Here is a 19018-nt window from a genome sequence, read left to right as displayed (position 1 = left end):
GCAGACTGCTCAAGACGTGCGCCCGGCTGAACATTCTCAGCCGTTTGCCAGGCAATCTTCCCTAAAATAATGTCAACCAAGACGAGGTCAAGTGGCCGAAGCGCGCTCTGACAAGCACACTTACGACGATCAGGCATCCTGGGAGGGAAGGAAGCTCGTCGGCAAAATACTGAGGGCTGTCTCGATCGCCGAGTCATGCCCCTTACCGCTTTGTCGCCTTCGGTGCCGACGGCGCAGCCGAGGACGATGCGGTGGCCGGATCCTTGGTCACGTACTTCTTGAGCGGAATGTCATAGTACGCAGCGTGCGATCGCTTCTTGCCGTCGACCGTCAATGTGAGAATCCGAATCATGGCGCGATCGGCTAATCCCTCGGGAATCTGCACCTGGCCCGCAAGTTTCCCGTCCGCGGTTGTTTGAAATGAGATAGGCGCTTTGACGTCGTAGGAACGGCGTCCCTGGTTGTCGGCCTGCTTGCTGAACGCGACTACGGTGGCCGAATAGAAGGGTTTCAGTCGTCCTTCGTCGGCGACTTTGAATTCGACCGTCAGCTTGCCCTCATCGGCGGGGCTCAAGTCCACATCGTACTTGATTCCCCAATCGTCTTTCGAGGGGCCGAGTCCATCATAGATTGCGTAACTCGGGTCGGAGAGGAGCAGCAATGCCGCGACTGCTAACATGCCCGCCGACAATCGCGATCGTCGAATGCTCATGGCAGCTTCACCTGTTTAATGCGTGAGATATCCAGGGATCTGAACCGCCCGGAACGCTTTCGAGGACACCCAACCGGCGGAATATTCAAGCCGCGCGCACCGATTCGTGCAAGAGCAATTTGCCGAAGTGGATTATCTCTCCTTCATTTTCCCATGCGGATCATCGTCGAAACCGTTTGGTCGAAGCTCGGCTGGACCACGCCCTGGGAGTCGATCGCGGGACTGCGCACGGCGTACGTGTTGAGTCTGGGGACGAAGCATTCGATGGGCCAGTGAGCGCGACGTATCCGGGGCCACGCGCGACAACCACGTCGGCCGAGTGATGCAGTTGTCGGCGCAAGTCCCGCACTATTCTGAAGAAGCGATTTGAGTTAGGCACAGCCCAGATGCTCTTGCGTGTTCTTGGCCAGTACATTCCAATACATGCATATTCTTAAGCAGTGTTGTAGCCCCCACAGGTGGTTCGTGCTCGAGTCAATGCGCCGATTCAAGGCCGAGGTCTTTCAGGCCTTGGCACACCCGACGCGTGTGGCCATTGTCGAGCATCTCCAGCAAGGCGAACTATCCGTTGGTCAACTGTGCGAAAAGATCGCCATCGAGCAAGCTAATGCGTCCCAGCATCTCGCGATCCTCCGGAACAAGCACATCGTCCAGACTCGGAAGGCAGGAAATCAAATCTTCTACCGACTTCGCGACCCGGCGTTTGGGAAGATACTGACGGCTTTGCGGGAGTATTTCCTGGCGCAGGCAACCGACACATTGGAACTACTGCGAAAGGAACAGCTTGAGGCAAAAAGGCTTCTGGACCGGCCGGCCGCTTCCGCGCCTCGTGCTCGGCGGAGAGACAAGCGATGAGCAGCTCCGCCGCCACGGATGGCCGTTATCGAGTGCTGCGAGAGGCAATCGAGCGGGCCGCGCATTTGCTTCCTGCACAGGGCCCCATCACGGTCTTCATCCACCATAATACGTTACACGCCTTTGAGGATTTGCCGTTCGACCAGGCGCTCGAACATGGTACCCAGATATTCGGCGGCGAGCCCTATCTTCCGGAATCCAGCTATCGTGATGCGCTTACGGCCGGGCGCATCCGGGCCGACGATTTGTGGGCGGTGCTCGAGGACGATCTCGGGATAAGCGCGGTCGATGGCGTAGCCCGATTAGTCAGCCGGATCGACCTTCGGCTCGCCATGCTCCAATACCCGCTACGGTCCGGGCCAGCGGAGGAACTCTCTTGGTTCGTCGCGATGACCGACGCACTGCAGCGCGTCAGTCCGATGGCGTCCGTTGCCGTCAAGCAGAAATTGATCGCCGAGACTCGGCGGTGGGTGATGCGCGATCTTCGCGGTCGCAACGGAACTACCGTCGCGCGCCGCCAACCTGACTGGGTGAACGCACTTTTCGAGAAATTCGGCGAGTCGAGAATCGAAAGTTGGTCGGCGGAGACGTGGGAAGCCGTTGCGCTTGAAGCACTTTGGCATGTCTGTCGCGAAGGCGTCCAGGCGGTGCCCGAATTCACGGAGGCTCCGTCGATTCCGCTGCGGCACCGCGATCTACTTCTGCAAATGACCGGCATCGACATCGACTTGCTCGTGAACCCGATTCTTATTCGCTTCTCCGCCGCCTTCGTCGATCAAGGAGTGGCGCATTGGGTGCTCCCGGACCGCGAGAAGGGGTTTTTCCAGGCATTCGCATCGCTCTACCGGAAGCGGGCCTCGCCGGTACCGTGGCTGCGGCGACTTGCCCGCGAGATGGCTCGACTACAAGACGCGCAGACCAGCGCCCTGGACTCAATTCTCGAGTCGCTTGCGGCACTTGGCGTTCCGGAATCCGCGTGGGATACATTTCTCGAGGAAACGTTGCTCTCGCTTCGGGGCTGGGCCGGCATCATTCAGCAGATCGAGATCCGTGGCGACCGTGTCCCACATGCGATTCCGGCGGGCACCCTGACGGAATTCCTCGCGGTTCGCCTGTTGTTGGAACGTTTCGCGCTAATTGACGCTTCGCAACAAACACTCGGCTATACCGGCCCTCTCGCATCGCTGAGGGCCGAACTCCGCAAGCGCTGTCCTCGTTCGGCTCCGTCAAGCGAACAGCAGCGGGCATTCAGTGTTTTCGAGCTTGCGCAGGTCCTCGGCTGGCCGCCCGACAGGCTCCTTCGCAGAACAGCCGAGGAATGGGCGGACCTGATTCGTGAGATCGAAGCGTTCGGCGGTATTCAACGGCGTCGCGCCTTGCATGCGGCATACGAGAAGCGATTCCGCGAACAGGCCTTGGACGCACTCGCGCTCCACGCGCCGCAACCAGCGCCGGCCACACCCCGTTTCCAGGTAATCACCTGCCTGGATGAGCGGGAGGAGTCTTTTCGCCGGCACCTGGAGGAAGCGGCCTCGGACTGTGAGACATTCAGCGCCGCCGGGTTTTTCGGCGTAGCGATGTACTATCGCGGCAGTGCCGACGCTCACTTCGTGCCACTTTGTCCCATCGTTATTCAACCCAGGCACTATGTCGAAGAGCGCTCCGACGACGCGGTGCCGGATGCCCACAGGCGCCGTCAGGCGCGGCGGCTGATGGGAACCGTCTTTCACAACATTCATCGGGGCACCCGTGGAATCTTGACGGGAGCATTCTTGACCGCAGCACTCGGAGTGTTGGCAACGATTCCTTTAATTGCCCGCACGCTTTCACCGCGACTTGCCGCCGGTATCCGTGCACGACTGGCGCGCTTCGTCCATCCGCCGCGTACGCGCCTTGGCCTGGAACGAAGCGCAGGCACCCCGGGCTCGCAGGGTGAGCACTTGGGATATACCTCGGATGAAATGACCGATCTCGCGGAACGACAGCTTCGCGACATCGGACTGCTTCAGAACTTTTCCCGGTTGGTGCTTTTCATTGGCCACGGGTCGCGGAGCATGAATAACCCACACGCGTCGGCCTACGATTGCGGTGCCTGCGGCGGTTCGGCGGGGGGGGCCAATGCCCGCGCGATCGCGGCGATGTTGAACGACGGTCGAGTTCGAGCCGGCTTGGCACATCGCGGGTTAGTCATCCCCGCCGATACCTGGTTCCTGGGCGCCCTCCACAATACCTGTGATGAAACCCTCAGGGTCTTCGACGAGGACCTGTTGCCCGGAACTCATCGCGCCGATTTGGACTATGCGCGTACCGCGATTGAGCAGGCGCTCGGCGGAAATGCCCACGAGCGTTGCAGGAGATTCGAGTCGGCCCCCCTGACGCTGACGTTTGCCGGCGCCAGGGAACACGTCGAGAATCGATCCGAGGACCTGGCCCAGGTCCGCCCCGAGATGGGTCATGCGACCAATGCTATTTGCATTGTCGGACGGCGGCAGCGAACCCGCGGCCTGTTTCTCGATCGCCGCGCATTTCTCGTCTCCTACGACCCGACGCGTGATGATGCGGAGGCAACAATATTGGCTCGCGTTTTGGCCGCCGCCGTGCCTGTTTGCGCCGGAATAAGCCTCGAATATTACTTCTGTCGCGTGGATTCGACCGGATGGGGCTGCGGGACGAAGCTCCCGCACAACATCACATCACTTGTCGGTGTGATGGACGGCGCGGCCAGCGACATGAGAACAGGGCTGCCCTGGCAGATGGTCGAGATTCACGAACCGATGCGGTTATTGATCGTGGTCGAGACGACGCCAGCGGTGATCGTCAACCTCATGTCTCGCAACGCTGCCATCGACCGGCTGGTTCGGAACCGCTGGGTACGGCTGGCGGTGCTCGATCCGCACTCTTCCCGCATCGAGCTATTTGAATATCGCAAGTTCTTTCCGTACCAACCCGTTGCCGAGCGTCTGCCGACGGCCGAATCATCCGTGGACTGGTATCGCGGTTGGCGTGACCATCTGGAGTTCGCGGAAGTCGGGAAATGCTACCAGTCCCATAAGGTCGTGGAAGTCTGATCATGGAAATCGCTGCCGTGCTGGGGCCCATCGTATTGCTTTCGCCCGCCCTGCTGCTTGCGATACTCGGAAGCAGCTCGATGATCGATCGGCCGCTCCCTGAGCGGAATATCAACGGCTTGGCTCGCCTGACAATGGTGACCGGATTGCTCGCCGCCCTCGGGGTGTTGATGGCAATGCTGATCGAGGGGACGCGGCTCGTCACGGTGCTATCCGCTGAATGGATTCGTCTTCCCCACTACCACTTTGTCTTAAAGTTCGTGTTCGACCGGCTCTCGGTCCCACTCGTGATCCTGACATTCCTGCTGTGCGGCGTCATCGTGTCGTTTGCCACGCGTTACATGCATCGGGAGCGGGGTTACAACCGATTCTTCACGTTGTTTGCGATTTTTATCGTTGGCATGGTTACGGCATGTCTGGCAGGTACCATCGAAACCCTATTCGTTGGATGGGAACTGGTCGGCCTGTCCAGTGCGCTACTTGTCGCTTTCCTCCAGGAACGGCCGGCTCCGGTTCGTAGCGGCCTCCACATCTGGATCATCTATCGCGTCTCGGACGCCGCTCTGTTGCTGGCTGCGATCCTGATGCATCACATGCTGGGGGAAGGTGACTTCGGACGGCTCTTGGCCACTAATTCCTTGCACCCGTGGCCAGAAGGTGCAACCGTGGCGACCGCGGTCCAGGCACTTGTGATCGGTTTGCTCCTCGTGATCGCTGCTGCGGGGAAGTCGGCGCTGGTGCCATTTTCGGGCTGGCTCCCGCGGGCGATGGAAGGGCCGACGCCGTCGAGTGCTGTCTTCTATGGGGCCCTCTCCGTCCATCTTGGCGCATTTCTTCTCTTGCGAATGAATCCGCTGCTTGTTGCCTCGCATGCGCTCGCGCTGTTAGTCATCGTCCTGGGATTGGTGACCGCAATTTACGCACATTTGGTGGGGAGCGTCCAGACGGACATCAAGAGCGTGCTCTCCTTCGCCTCGCTCACGCAAGTCGGGTTGATCGTGGCCGAAATCGGGCTGGGGGCCTGGATCCCTGCCCTCTGGTACGTAGCGCTTGCGCACCTTCTCGGACATGCATGCGTTCGGACGCTGCAATTCGTCCGTGCGCCCATGCTGCTGCAGGATTACCGCCGCTTGGAAGGTGCGATAGGCGGCCGGTTGCGACGGCCCGATGCCCGCTACCTGCACCTGTTGCCGGTTCGGTTTCGCTCGTGGATCTACATATTCGCGCTGGAGCGCGGCTATCTCGACTCGATTTTGATGGAGTTCGTGGTGGCACCTTTCGTCAATCTATTCCGTGGCTTCGACAAGATCGAGCGGCAGTGGGGCGATTTCCTCGCGGGTCGACGACCGAGCGCAGCGTCCACGACTTCGGCGCAGGCCCAACCAGTTGCTGACGTGGCGAGGCCCGTACCATGAGCGTTTTTGCCGTCCCGTGGTTGGAGCTGTCTGTCGGCGTTCCCTTGATGGGCGGAGTGTGCGTAGCCCGAGTGCGGAACCCCGTCGCTGCACTGCGATGGAGTTTCGCGTTCGCTGCCATCACACTGGCCTGCACGCTCTTCGTCCTCGTCGGTCAGGCCACTGGCCATTCACCGACCGGCGCGAGCGAGTGGGACGCGCTGCCTCGGCTCTTCGACGTCCGTTTTCTGGAGGTGGACGCATTGAGCGCCCCGCTCTTGCCACTCGTGGCGCTCTTGCACTTGCTGACTATTTTCACAACCGCGCGCACGAAATTCCCACGTTATTCGTTTGCTTGGATGCTCAGTCTCGAATCGGTGCGACTTGCGACGTTCGGTTGCAAAACACCCTGGGTGCTGATTGGGCTTCTTCTCGCGAGCGCAGGGTTGACGTGGTTCGAGCTCGTCCGTCGCGGCACATCGACACGCGTGTATGCACTGCACATGGGACTTTTTGCCGTCTGCCTCGTCGGCGGATGGGCGTGCATCGATCCGGCGTTACCCGTCCAATCGGCAACACTCGCCTCGGCCCTCATGCTCTTCGCGGTTTTGATCCGCAGCGGCACCGTACCCGTTCACGTTTGGGTAACGGAACTGTTCGAGAATGCCTCGTTCGGCACAGCCTTACTCTTTGCGGGGCCTCTCACGGGCGTGTACCTGGCCGTTCGGCTGGTACTACCGATCGCGCCGGATTGGATTCTCACGGGAATTTCCCTCGTCTCGCTGGTCACTGCAAGTTACGCCGCGGGAATGGCTGCCGTGCAAAAGGAACAGCGGCGGTTCTTCGCGTTCCTTTTTCTCAGTCACGCATCGCTCGTGCTGGTGGGAATGGAGTTGCATACCTCGATGAGCTTAACAGCGGCATTGTTCCTGTGGATCTCCGCGGCGCTTTCACTGGGCGGATTGGGCTTGACGATCCGAGCGCTCGAAGCCCGATTCGGTCGGCTGTCACTCAGGCAGTTCTCGGGACTCTACGACCATTCACCGGCGCTCGCGGTGTGCTTTCTGCTGACGGGCTTGGGCTGTGTGGGATTTCCTGGCACGCTGGGATTTGTAGGAATGGAGCTCCTCGTCGAGGGCGCGATGGGAGCCAGCCCCGCGATCGCTATCGCGATCGTGCTGACTGCGGCTGTGAACGGCATTGCAGTCCTTCGAGCTTATTTCTTGCTCTTCGGCGGCGGCCGACGCATTTCCACGCTATCGCTCGCGATCACCACTCCCGAACGGTGCGCTGCTCTAACGCTTGCCGTCCTGATTCTTGGAGGCGGCCTTTTCCCACAAGCTGGGATTGTGTCGCGCTATCGTGCGGCTGAGGCGGCGCTGAAGGATAGCGCGGCACTTCGCCCAGGGAGTGATGGACACGGAGAGAATACTCCTGCGCCTTCCGTCTTACGCGAATAACCGCGCCGACCGTCGAAGCATCTCATGATGCCTTACCGGACGCGAGCGAGCGTCACGGAATACCACCGACGCTCGTCCGTCCACGTGTGCTCGACCGAAAAGCCGGCGTCGCCGAGGAGCATGCCGATCATCTCGCTGGTGAATTTGTAGCTGTTTTCGGTGTGAATACCTTCGCCTCTTGCGAAATGGACATGAAGGTCTGCGCCGGGAATTCGAACCTGCTGATCGCAAGTGCTCTCCAAGTGCATCTCGATGCGTGAATGCAGCGGGTTCCAGAACGCACGATGACGGAATTTCAGAGGATTAAAATCCGCGTTCAGCTCTCGATTGAGGCGATGCAGCAAGTTCACGTTGAATGCCGCCGTTACTCCCTGCCGGTCGTCATACGCCGCCACTAGAGTGCGCTCGTCTTTCACCATGTCGACTCCGAGCAGCAGGGCATCACCGGCTTGCAGCTGACCGATCAAGTTGCAAAGAATGGTGCGCGCCTCGGCAGGCGCAAAATTGCCGATACTGGAACCGATGTACAAGCCAAGCGTGGGGCCCGGGAAAGATTCGAGTCGCGGTGGGTCTGTCACATAGTTGGCCACGATCGGCGCTATGTCGACTTCGGGTGACAACGTCGTGATCGTCTCGCGGGCCATCTCGAGCGCAGCCAGCGACACATCCACGGGTACGTACAGCACGTCCTCGCGCGACCTGGCGGCGGCATTGAGCAGGATCGCCGTCTTCGCCCCCGTGCCAGCCCCGAGTTCCACGAGGCGCAGGGCTTTCGCTCGATCAGGAAAGGCGGCAGCAAGGATACGCTCCCCATTGCGCGCCAGAATGTTGCGCTCCGTACGCGTGGGGTAGTACTCCGGCAACTGAGTGATGCGTTCGAAAATCTGCGAACCGCGCGCGTCGTAAAACATCCACGGCGCAAGCGAGCGAGGCCGCATCGCCAAACCGCGCTGGACCTCCGTGATCAGCATTTCGCGTGTATTCCGCGAAGAACCGCGTTCCAACTCCACCGCGAAAGAGGACGTAATCATGTGAGGAGACACCTTCTACTTTGCCAGGCGTAAACCGGAAAACTGCCACCGAGTCGCTGGATCGAAGAAGTTGCGGTACGTTGCGCGAATATGATTCGCGGGGGTAATGCAGGACCCGCCGCGCAAAACCATCTGGCCACTCATGAACTTGCCGTTGTATTCACCCAGCGCGCCTGGCAGGGGCCGGTATCCCGGGTAGCCGGTATAAGGGCTGGCTGTCCATTCCCAACAATCGCCGAATAGCTGTTCGATACCGTCGCCGCGCGCTGGGGCCGGATGCAGTCGAGCGGTGTCGAGCAGGTTTCCGCGGACGGCGGCCGGGCTGGCGACCGATTCCCATTCGGCTTCGGTCGGCAGCCGGCAACCACGCCAGCGTGCAAAGGCGTCGCCTTCGAAAAAGCTAATGTGACTTACTGGCACATCGAGTAGCGTGGACAGCCCATGCCAGCCTCGCAAAGTGAAAACGCGCCAGCCGGCGGCATCGCCCGGGTCGCGTAGCCAGTAAAGAGGGGCCCGCCAACGCGTGGCTTTCACGGCATCCCAGCCCGCCGACAGCCAGAGTTCGGGGCGCGCGTACGCGTCGTCGGCCATGAACTCGAGATATTCACCGCACGTGACCTCGCGGCCGGCGATCTGGAAAGGTTCCAAATGGACCTTGTGCCGCGGCCCTTCGTTGTCGAAGCAAAAATCGAGAAGGTTTGCAGCTCGCAGCGGATAGCCGATCTCGACCAGCCCGCCGTTGAAGCTGTGCCACTCGACCTTCGGGACCGACCTGTTTCCTTCTCTCGGGAGTGGGCCGGCCGCGTAGGATGGATGCAGCGGAGTTGCGAAAAACGCGTGCTTAATATCCGTCAGCGCGAGTTCCTGATGCTGCTGCTCGTGATTCAAGCCCAAGACGATGCGCCGCGACACCTCATCATCAACGGGGCGCGCAAGGAGTCGTTCTATTGCCTGGTCGACGTGTGCTCGATACGCCACGACCTCATCGAGTGAAGGGCGCGAAAAGGAAGCGCGCAGCTTTTTATCCGGAATTTCCTCGCCCAGCGCGTTGTAATAGCTGTTGAAGAGCCAGCGGAACTCTTCGCGAAAGGGCTTGTAAGCAGGCAGAAAATCTCTTAGCACGAAGGTCTCGAAGAACCACGTGGTATGCGCCTGATGCCACTTGACTGGACTGGCCTCGGGACAGGATTGGACCATCTGGTCTTCGGCAGAAAGATCGGCAATCAGCGTGCGGGTCAGCGATCGGACCGTTTGAAATGTAGAGATGAGACCCGACATGGCTGCCCTCCGGGGTGCAAGGAGCTGATCGCTCCTGGGACATGAGTTCGTGAAGGTTAAAACTCCCCAGAGAGTGGACCGTTGGACTTACGTATTGGACGGCGAGACAATACCAAAGTCCAATGTCCCAGGTGCCACCGCGGCATATTCTTTGCAGAACTTCAAAAGCACGAATTCCGTACGCGGTAGTGCAAAATCTGTTCCAGCAAGGCAGTGCTGGACACTTGATCTAGATGCTCGCGGAGTGCGAATGCCTGCCGCGTATCGCCCCAGGAATTAGCAAGATGCTTCGATTCTCAGGAGTATCAAAGGCTTACGGAAGCAAGACGATCGTGCCCCCGTTCGATTTGACGGTGAAATCCGGCGAGGTGCTCGTCCTACTGGGACCGAGCGGCTGCGGGAAGACGACGATTCTGAGAATGGTCGCTGGCCTCGTGAAAGCCAGCGCTGGAGAGATCGTGGTCGATGACCTGGTGTTATCTGGACGCACGCTGCCCGACGTGCGGCGGCGGCTCGGCTATGTGATTCAAGAGGGGGGCTTGTTCCCACATTTGACGGCCGCGGCCAATGTAACCCTCATGGCTCGCCATCAGAGCTGGTCTCGTGGACGGCGCGATCAGCGATTGGCGGAATTAGTTGAGATGACGCGTTTTCCGCCGGACGCATTGAGCCGTTACCCTATCGAGCTGTCGGGGGGCCAGCGGCAGCGTGTAAGCCTGATGCGCGCGCTGTTTCTTAGCCCGCATTTGTTGCTGCTGGATGAGCCGCTAGGAGCGCTCGATCCCATGATTCGTGCCGGCCTGCAGCGTGACCTGAAAGTGGTGTTCGAGCGCACCGGCGCCACGGTGCTGTTGGTGACGCATGACCTGGTTGAAGCGAGCTGGTTTGCCGACCGCGTGTGCATGCTCGAGAATGGTCGCATCGTTCAGCAGGGCTCGTTCGCGAGCATCGTTAACGAGCCTGCCAGTGACTTCGTGCGCGAATTCGTCAATTCGCAGATCGTGGCCAATCGATGAACACCGCGATTCTGAAATGGGCCGCGCTTTGTATCGCATTCCTGGTTGCGGGGCTCGCACCTCTTCCGCGCCAGCAGGTGGCAGTGCGCATCGGTTCGAAAAAATTCACCGAATCAGTGATCCTGGGAGAAATGCTGCGATTATTGGCCGCCGACGAGGACCTGAGCGCTGCTCACTATCGCGAATTTGGCGGGACACGGATCGTGTTCCAGGCGCTCGAGGCTGGCGAGATTGACGCTTACCCGGAATACACGGGCACGATCGCGCAAGAGATCCTGACGGAGAAAGAGGCGCCCGACGACGAAGCCATGCGGCGCGCGCTCCGCGCTCGCGGCATGGGAATGTCTGGCTCACTGGGCTTCAGCAATACCTACGCTTTGGCACTCACCAGGAAGCGTGCTACGGAGTTGGGAATCAAAAACATCTCCGACCTTCGGCGGTTTCCCGAGTTGCACCTGGCGCTTACGCACGAGTTTCTGGACCGCAGCGATGGGTGGGGCGCGCTCGCGGAACGCTATGACCTGCCGCAGCGTAATGTCGTGGGAGTCGACCACGATGTTGCTTATCCGCAGTTGCTGGCGGGGGAAATCGACGTGACCGACGTTTATTCCACCGATGCCATGGTCCATCGCAACGATTTGGTGCTCTTGGAAGATGATTTGAAGTTCTTTCCTCGCTATGACGCGGTGTGGCTCTATCGCTTGCAGTCGGCCGAGCGACAACCCACATTGCTCGCGAGCATCAAGCGGCTCGAGGGAAGCGTCTCGGACGATAAAATGCGCGCGCTCAACGACGCCGTCGAGTCCGGCGAGCAGTCCGAGTCACAAGTGGCCGCCAACTTTTTGCACACCCAACTCGGGGTGAGCGCGGAGCCCGAGCAAGATTCCTGGAGTCGCGTGATCCTGAAGCATGTCGGCGAACATCTCGACCTGGTGCGGCGCTCTTTGCTACCTGCCATCGTGGCCGGCACGGGGCTTGGTATTTTTTGCCAGCGCTTTCGGCGGAGCGGCCGCGTAGTGCTGGCCGTCGTCGGTCTCTTGCAGACGATTCCGTCCCTGGCGCTATTGGTTCTATTAATGCCACTAGTCGGTGCGCTGGGCTACCCAAGTGTTGGCGAAGGATCGGTAACCGCCGTCGTAGCCTTGTTGGCGTACTGCTTATTCCCAATCGTCCGAAACACCTTCACCGGGCTGGAAGGCATCCCGCGTGGCACGATCGAGTCGGCGACGGTATTGGGATTGAGTCCAGCGGCCAAGTTGGCCGAAATCGAATTGCCGATGGCGCTGCCCGTCATGTTGGCCGGCATCCGCACGTCCGCGGTGCAGAACGTGGGCTTCGCGACGTTGGGAGCGATCATCGGGGCCGGCGGCCTGGGGCAGCCAATCTTGCGCGGTATTCGGCTGAACGACGTCAAGCTGATCCTCGCCGGAGCAATACCCGCGGCGCTCCTGGCCGTGCTCCTGCAGATCCTGATCGATTGGGTCGAACGAGCCGTGGTAGCTCGCGGCTTGAAAGGCGGCCCGACGGCGGAACAGTGATCGCTTGTTGCGCGGCGATTTAAAAGTTGCTCCAGCGAGCATTGATTCAAAGGTTCACGATCGTCAACAAGATTGTTGGCCGGCTAATGGCCTTAATCGTGCCACGCGGGAAGGCCTGCGCTTATTCGGCAATTCGCGCGATGCCCAACTGGTTGAGCTTTTGTTGTAGATTCTGCCGATGAATTCCTAGCTGCCGAGCCGCGGCGCTGATGTTTCCGCCATGCTGACTCAAGGCCGATGTGATCATTGCGCGTTCGAAGGACTCGATCATGGACGGCAATCTCCTGGCCCGAGGTGAGGGCAAAACTACATGGCCAGGGGCATATACAAACGCAGTGCCAGAAAAGCCGCATCGCGAACATTCCGATCCCAAAGCCAAAAAAGATCGAGACTTACGCACGACGAACAACCGTCGTCCGCGAATGGGAAGTCGTTCGAACCGCAGTTCCACGAATGCACCCGTGCAGCGCGAACACTGCACAGCGCCCGGCGCCGCCATTATTGGCGCGACTTCACGCCTCTCGACGCACACCGTTTGGCGCAGATACACTTCCGCCTATACGGCAGAAACCGGAAACGTGTATTGGTCGGCGCCAGCACGTGCGACATTGTTGCCGATCAAAGGATCGGCTCTCGAAACCCGAGATGGAGACTCTCTAAAGGCGGGAGAGAGATGCGCTCGAATGACGCACCTAGCAAGTTTTGGTTCAATTCAGGAAGCCATTCGCGCTGCACTCTTCGGTACCCCCAAGAAGGCAGAGCGCCCGACATACGACCCGGAACTATCTGTGGAAGAGAACATCCGTCTGCAGCTTGAATGGGTGACGGGCGCGCCGGTAGTTCTGAAGACGCGTGGGCGGGATGCGTTTATCTTTGACCTTCGTAAACCCGCCGACCGCATCGCGCGCATTGCGATTAGAAGCGACGTGAACGCGCAAATCGTGATGGACAAAGAGAAGGAGTTTTCGGACTGGGTCCGGCAAGAGTTCCCTGATGATTTGAATCGGTTTGCTTTGGTCGAAGATAGCTACAAGATTTTCTTGGACGACCCCCAGGGGCGCGACGTTCACGAAGAGCTTGAGTCCAACAAAGGAAACCTGACACAGAACCTTGCCTTGCTTTCGGGCTTCTCGCCGAAATTCATGGCCAGAGCCTGGCTACGGATACTCAAGCCCGTCGTTCTCGTTTACGGCAGAAGACGACTCATTCACGGCGATATCAAGGCGGACAATGTCCTCGTCGACTTGACTCCCGACGGCGACTACGCATTCCGTATGGCAGACTGGGGCGGTCATTACGATCCCGTAAACCCACGGCCTCCCTATGAGGGAACTGCCATGTTTCAGACCAAGGAGACTCTGGAGACGGGTAACCTGCGCCCTGGCGACGATGTAAGAGGCTTGCAGCTTACTTTCTTGGAAATGCACGCGGGCGAATGTTTGCCCCGTCTCGTTGAGCTCTATCCCGAGGCATTTGAGATGGTCCCGCATCATGGCAGGGATGTGCCCTATCTAAAAGCCATCCCGGCGTCGCTGAGGGAAAGAATCCCAGATCCTCTCTTTAAGATCCTCAGCACTTCGTTTGAGAATGTCTCAGATCTGCAGCGAGCATTGACGGAAATCTATCTGAGTCTCGAACACTGATTTTTCCGCCTTCTAACATACGCCCCGGCCGAGGCCGCCCGATTTGATCTGCAACGCCATCGTGGGCAAGTCCATGGCTTGAGAGCGCCTCTTTTTTGGCACGTCGCTCTTGACAGCCAAGAGCAATTGGAGATAATGATCCCAATCTCGATCATATTCGTGATGTATCAAGCGGTTCACGGCTATTTTCGAGTATTCGACACAATCTTCAGGCGTCGCTGACTGGAAGACCAGAGGCACGCGTCACGACTTTTAGGAGTCGCGCATGCTTCAGGTTCTCAATGAATTCCTATCCTTTGGCGGCCCATTTTCAGGCGACCTGTCTGTGACGAGTGGCCCTCCCTTGCCACATTCACCCGGCGCGTCGCCTCTTGAGCGATCCTGTGTCCACGGACGCGTGGCGGGGATCGCTTTTTTCACTCATGCCGCGGCGCGTTCCCCCGTGCGGCGCTCGTGTAGTTGCTGATCGCCGCATCACGGGCTGCAGGATCGTTTGTGACCTGCATGCCCGTGTCCGCGGTCTGATTTGTGCGTTGGCGACCCGACTTCGGGAGCTTCTTGTGCCAACAGTGCGTCGCTGACCGGACTTCCGGAAGCACGTGCGCCTCGTTGATGGAGTCAACGATGCAGCGTTTCCCCCTCTACGGCGCTAACAATGCAGCGCCGAACAACAGCCGTGGCGCGTTCACGTTGATCGAACTACTGGTCGTGATCGCGATCATCGGCATTCTGATTGCCATCCTCTTGCCCGCGGTGCAGGCGGCGCGCGAATCGGCGCGTCGCACGCAGTGCATCAACAACATTAAACAACTGGGCCTGGCCGCGCTCAACTTTCACGAGGCGAATCAGGCCTTCCCCATGGGCCGGCAACAGCCAAATACCTATAGCCAGCACGCCATGCTGTTGCCGTATCTCGAGCAGGGAACGGTCTATTCTCAAATCAACTTCGCCAACGGCACCGGCAGCAACAACGCAAAGTTCGTCAATATTCCCGGCTTTCGCTGCCCCGACGATCTCGACGATCGGATGTCCAACGCCGCAGACAGCGCTGATCAATACGACGCGGTGCTGGGGGCATGGGGGCGAAACAACTACCGCGCGAACGCTGGCAGTGACGTGGGTACCACCGTCAACGACGGTTCTCCAAGTGCCAAGGAGACCAACAACGGCATCTTCCTGACGAACGTCGTGGTGCGCATGGCGCAGATCACCGACGGCACTTCGAACACCGCGCTGTTCAGCGAAAAGGTGCTCGGCGACGGCGACGACAACAACGTCGAAGTGCTGAGCGACTACTTTCAGCTCGCCAACAACAACTCCACGGCCAGCGCGAACGCGGTCTACACCAAGTGCATGGCGCTAAATCCGGCGACCATGTCGGGCTCCTCCAATCAGACCTCTTTCTCCGGTCGTGATTGGATCAACGGCAACTACATGACCACGCGATACACGCACATCATGACCCCGAATACCTGGAGCTGCCCGCGCGGCAACAGTCCCAACGCCAACGGTGGCGCCACGACAGCGTGCAGCCGGCACGTAGCGGGCGTTGGCCTGGGCATGGCTGACGGCAGCGCACGATTCGTTTCCGACACGATCAACGTGATTGTCTGGCAAGCGCTCGGCTCGAAAGATGGCGGCGAAACGAACACACAGGGTTTCTAGCGCTAACGACGCGGCCACGGCATCTCGACCGCGTTTAACTTCACCCTTTTCAATAAGGAACGGTCTATGCTTTTCAAGATTCCTCGTCCAATGAAGCGGCGATTCTGGTTCTCGCCGCGCGGAATAATCCGGCTGGCGGTGCTGCCGTTCGTGACGTCCGCGATTGTCACCGGCACGTCACACGGCGACGATACTAAGCCCTCGCGCAAGCCCAATATCGTGGTGATCGTGGCTGATGATCTTGGCTACGCCGACCCGGGCTTCCAAGGCGGCAAAGACATTCCCACGCCGCATCTCGACGCGCTGGCCAGCTCCGGCACACGCTTCACGGCCGGATACGTTTCCGGACCGTATTGCAGTCCCACGCGCGCTGGACTGTTGACCGGACGCTATCAGCAACGTTTCGGCCATGAATTCAATCCTGGCGGCGCGAACAACGACGAAATCGGCTTGCCGCTCATCGAAACCACGATTGCCGATGCTCTCAAGCCGGCCGGCTACGTCACCGGCCTGGTGGGTAAATGGCATTTGGGCGGCGCACCGAAGTTTCATCCACAGAAGCGTGGCTTCGACGAATTCTTTGGCTTTCTGGGGGGCGCGCATCCTTATTTCGCTGCCGAGCAGGGCAAGAATGGCCAGCCAATCCTGCGTGGCAACGAAATCGTCGAAGAACGAGAGTATTTAACCGATGCGCTGGGTCGCGAGGCCGTCACCTTCATCGACCGACACCGCCAGCAGCCGTTTCTGTTGCTGCTGACATTTAATGCCGTGCATTTGCCTGCGCAAGCACCGGCCAAGTATCTCGATCGCTTTGGCAAGATCGAAGATGAAAAGCGGCGCACCTACGCGGCCATGCTCAGCGCGCTGGACGACAACGTCGGCGCGGTCCTCGGTAAGCTGCGCGACGCTCAACTCGACGAGGATACGCTCGTTTTCTTCATCAGCGACAATGGCGGCCCGCCGGCCAATGGTAGCAAAAACGATCCCCTCAACGGCCGCAAGGCCACGGTCTGGGAAGGGGGCGTACGCGTACCTTTCCTGGCGCGTTGGAAAGGTCACATTCCGGCCGGCGCCACTTTGGACCAGCCGGTGATCCAGCTCGACATTCCCGCGACGATCGCGGCCGTGGCTGGCACCGAATTGGGCGCCGGTAAACCGATCGACGGCAAAAATCTTCTGCCCCTTTTGACCGGCGTAACGAAGGAGGCGCCGCACCAGGAATTGTACTGGCGTTTCGGTCAGCAATGGGCCATTCGCGATGGCCAATACAAGTTGCTCAAGGTCGACAACCAACTGCCACAACTGTTCGACCTCCTGGCGGACGTGGGTGAGAAGCACGATCTGGCGACCGCCAGGCCCGGGGTCGTCGAGCAGCTCCGCAAGCAGTACGGCGATTGGAATGCGCAACTCGAAGAGCCGCGTTGGAAACCGGCCGCTCGGCAGAATCAACAGCGCAAGCGGCAGCAACCCGCGGACGCTGCTGGCGCCGGGGCCAGTTGATATGCACCAAGAGTGCCGCGGCGTGACCGACTTCGAGCACTATCTTCCCGCGCTTTTCATCGAGTGCCACCGGTAACGTCGCGGCCCCTTTTTTCTTAACCATTTCTTCTCCCGCATCACACGAGGTCTCTCAACCATGAAAACTCGCAACGCCTTTAGACAACTTGGACGGCAAATGGGGCGCTCGGATCACGCTCATCTTCCTACAGAAAAGGAATCTGCCATGCATCAAGAGTCACGGCCACGCTCGGAGGCCGAACGTTCGCGCACGCGGCTCGTTATCTGGCGTATTGCGCTGGCAGCCGCGACAGGATTTAGTACTACTGCGGTCAAGGCTCAAATGTTTACATGGACGGGCAACAGCAACAATAACTGGAAAACCGTGGCAAACTGGACGCCGGCCGGCGGGCCGCCCAATGCCGTCGATGCCGTGGCGGTGTGGAATGTCGGCACGACCGGGATCACGACGAACGTGAATCTGCCGGTCACGGTCGGCTCGATCATTATCAATCAGCCTGACTCGGGTGCCGCGAACCTGGCGATCAAGAACAGCAGCAATAACATCCTCACTTTTCAATCCAGTGGCGGCGACGCCACCTTCATCAATCAGCCCGTCGTAGGCGCCATCAATGACGGTACGAGCACCGTATCGGTCACGGCGGCCATTCAGCTCAATTCGCCGTTGGATGTCACCTCGGGCTTTGATTTCGCCAGCAATACGGCGGTCACCTTCAGTGGTGGCATTACGGGGAACCAGACCATCACGCTCAACGGTGGCGGCAACTTGCAGCTCACGGGCGTCGGTACCGGCTTCACCGGACAGATCGTGATCAACAACGGCGCAGTGCGCTTGCCCGACAATGGCCTGACGGCCGCTGGGAATGTCACCGTTAACAACGGCGGCCAGTTCCAACTCGGTTCGGCCACGGAACCCAATTGGTCGCTGGGCGCCGGCTCGACTCTATTTCTCAATGGCAATGGTAAAGCGAGCGGCGCGAACAACGTCGGCGCGCTGCGCTTTCAGAACAATGCCGCCACGGCCAGCTTCGACACGCCGATCGTACTGCAATCGGATTCGTCGATTTATGTGAACGGCAACCTCGATGGTGTTCCGCCGACGGTCGGCACGGTCACAATCAGCCAGCCGATTACCGGCACCGGCGCGTTGACGAAAAACGGGACCGGAGTTCTGGTTCTGGCGAACGACAATTCGTACGGCACCGCCGGTCCCACGAACATCAATGGCGGCACCTTGGTCCTGGCCGACACGAAGAACGACGGTGGCTACGCCATTCCCGGTGATGTCACCGTGGGGACTGCAACGAACACAAATCCCACCGTGCTGCAAATCGGTGCTACTGGACAACAACTACCGACTACGGCGAACGTAACGCTTGTCGGCTCGACGGCCACGCCGGGGGTTAGCGGAACGTTCAATCTGAACAGCTTTAACCAGTCGATCGGCAGCTTGAACAGCACGGCAGGTGCTGGCATCGTGCAGAACAATGGAACCGCCGGCAATTCGACGTTGACCATCAATGGCACAACGGTCGCGAGCAACTACAGCGGTATCATCCAGGACGGCGCGGCGCCGGGCACGGGCACGCTTGCCCTCGCATTCAGCGGCCCGCAATCGCTCACTCTCTCAGGAGCGAGCACGTACACCGGCGGTACCACGATTACTGGCGGAACGTTGACCGTTGCTAACACGACCGGTTCCGCTACCGGCACGGGTCCCGTGACGCTCAGCAGCGCGACACTGGCCGGCACTGGCACGATCTCCGGCTCGGTGAACCTCGTCGGCAGCACGCTCGCCCCCAGCAGTGGCTCGACGACGCCGGCAACCTTGACCCTGGGC

The 19018-nt window shown here is 59.7% G+C and carries 14 protein-coding genes; 10 read left to right on the top strand and 4 right to left on the bottom strand.

Annotated features, from left to right (window positions below):
• Window positions 1-202 precede the first annotated feature (202 nt).
• Window positions 203-712, bottom strand: a complete 510-nt coding sequence (locus VHD36_22430; GenBank protein ID HVU90106.1) for a hypothetical protein — start codon at window positions 710-712, stop codon at window positions 203-205.
• Window positions 713-1189: 477 nt separating this feature from the next.
• On the opposite strand from VHD36_22430, the gene VHD36_22425 reads away from it, so the two are divergent.
• The 4 genes from VHD36_22425 to VHD36_22410 all read left to right on the top strand — a co-directional run bounded on the left by VHD36_22425 (window position 1190) and on the right by VHD36_22410 (window position 7489).
• A complete protein-coding gene (locus VHD36_22425; GenBank protein ID HVU90105.1) occupies window positions 1190-1567 on the top strand; it encodes a metalloregulator ArsR/SmtB family transcription factor in 378 nt (125 codons plus the stop codon).
• Window positions 1564-4635: a DUF2309 domain-containing protein gene (locus tag VHD36_22420; GenBank protein ID HVU90104.1), complete on the top strand. Its 3072-nt coding sequence runs from the start codon at window positions 1564-1566 to the stop codon at window positions 4633-4635. The genes VHD36_22425 and VHD36_22420 overlap by 4 nt, the downstream gene beginning before the upstream one ends.
• An 80-nt stretch (window positions 4636-4715) precedes the next feature.
• Window positions 4716-6050 carry a proton-conducting transporter membrane subunit gene (locus VHD36_22415; GenBank protein ID HVU90103.1) on the top strand — a complete coding sequence of 445 codons (1335 nt, stop codon included), beginning with the start codon at window positions 4716-4718 and terminating at the stop codon, window positions 6048-6050.
• Window positions 6047-7489 carry a proton-conducting transporter membrane subunit gene (locus tag VHD36_22410; protein ID HVU90102.1) on the top strand — a complete coding sequence of 481 codons (1443 nt, stop codon included), beginning with the start codon at window positions 6047-6049 and terminating at the stop codon, window positions 7487-7489. The genes VHD36_22415 and VHD36_22410 overlap by 4 nt, the downstream gene beginning before the upstream one ends.
• A 32-nt stretch (window positions 7490-7521) precedes the next feature.
• On the opposite strand, the gene egtD is transcribed toward VHD36_22410, so the two are convergent.
• Complete coding sequence (gene egtD, locus VHD36_22405; protein ID HVU90101.1) at window positions 7522-8460, bottom strand: L-histidine N(alpha)-methyltransferase; 939 nt, start codon at window positions 8458-8460, stop codon at window positions 7522-7524.
• A gap of 75 nt (window positions 8461-8535) precedes the next feature.
• On the bottom strand, window positions 8536-9798 hold the full coding sequence (egtB, locus tag VHD36_22400; GenBank protein HVU90100.1) for an ergothioneine biosynthesis protein EgtB: 1263 nt from the start codon (window positions 9796-9798) through the stop codon (window positions 8536-8538).
• Window positions 9799-10082: 284 nt separating this feature from the next.
• Here egtB and VHD36_22395 point away from each other — a divergent pair, with 284 nt between their 5' ends.
• Window positions 10083-10814, top strand: a complete 732-nt coding sequence (locus VHD36_22395) for an ATP-binding cassette domain-containing protein (protein ID HVU90099.1) — start codon at window positions 10083-10085, stop codon at window positions 10812-10814.
• A complete protein-coding gene (locus VHD36_22390; protein HVU90098.1) occupies window positions 10811-12352 on the top strand; it encodes a glycine betaine ABC transporter substrate-binding protein in 1542 nt (513 codons plus the stop codon). The genes VHD36_22395 and VHD36_22390 overlap by 4 nt, the downstream gene beginning before the upstream one ends.
• A gap of 121 nt (window positions 12353-12473) precedes the next feature.
• On the opposite strand, the gene VHD36_22385 is transcribed toward VHD36_22390, so the two are convergent.
• Entirely contained in the window at window positions 12474-12623 is a 150-nt protein-coding gene (locus VHD36_22385; GenBank protein HVU90097.1) for a helix-turn-helix domain-containing protein, read from the bottom strand.
• Between VHD36_22385 and VHD36_22380 the strand changes: the two genes are divergently transcribed.
• From VHD36_22380 to VHD36_22365, 4 genes are all read left to right on the top strand, one after another.
• The gene (locus tag VHD36_22380; protein HVU90096.1) at window positions 12622-13995 is read left to right on the top strand and encodes a hypothetical protein; all 1374 of its coding nucleotides are present in this window, start codon (window positions 12622-12624) and stop codon (window positions 13993-13995) included. The two genes, VHD36_22385 and VHD36_22380, sit on opposite strands and share 2 nt — an antisense overlap.
• A gap of 624 nt (window positions 13996-14619) precedes the next feature.
• Complete coding sequence (locus VHD36_22375) at window positions 14620-15660, top strand: DUF1559 domain-containing protein (protein ID HVU90095.1); 1041 nt, start codon at window positions 14620-14622, stop codon at window positions 15658-15660.
• A 90-nt stretch (window positions 15661-15750) separates the two neighbouring features.
• Window positions 15751-17160: a sulfatase-like hydrolase/transferase gene (locus VHD36_22370; protein ID HVU90094.1), complete on the top strand. Its 1410-nt coding sequence runs from the start codon at window positions 15751-15753 to the stop codon at window positions 17158-17160.
• Between the two features lie 340 nt (window positions 17161-17500).
• Window positions 17501-19018 (top strand): autotransporter-associated beta strand repeat-containing protein (locus VHD36_22365; GenBank protein ID HVU90093.1); only part of this gene is annotated, 1518 nt, incomplete at its 3' end.

It is taken from the genome of Pirellulales bacterium, from assembly GCA_035546535.1.
In the GTDB taxonomy this organism is placed as follows: Bacteria; Planctomycetota; Planctomycetia; order Pirellulales; family JACPPG01; genus JACPPG01.
This window is presented reverse-complemented; position numbering and strand designations above follow the sequence as displayed.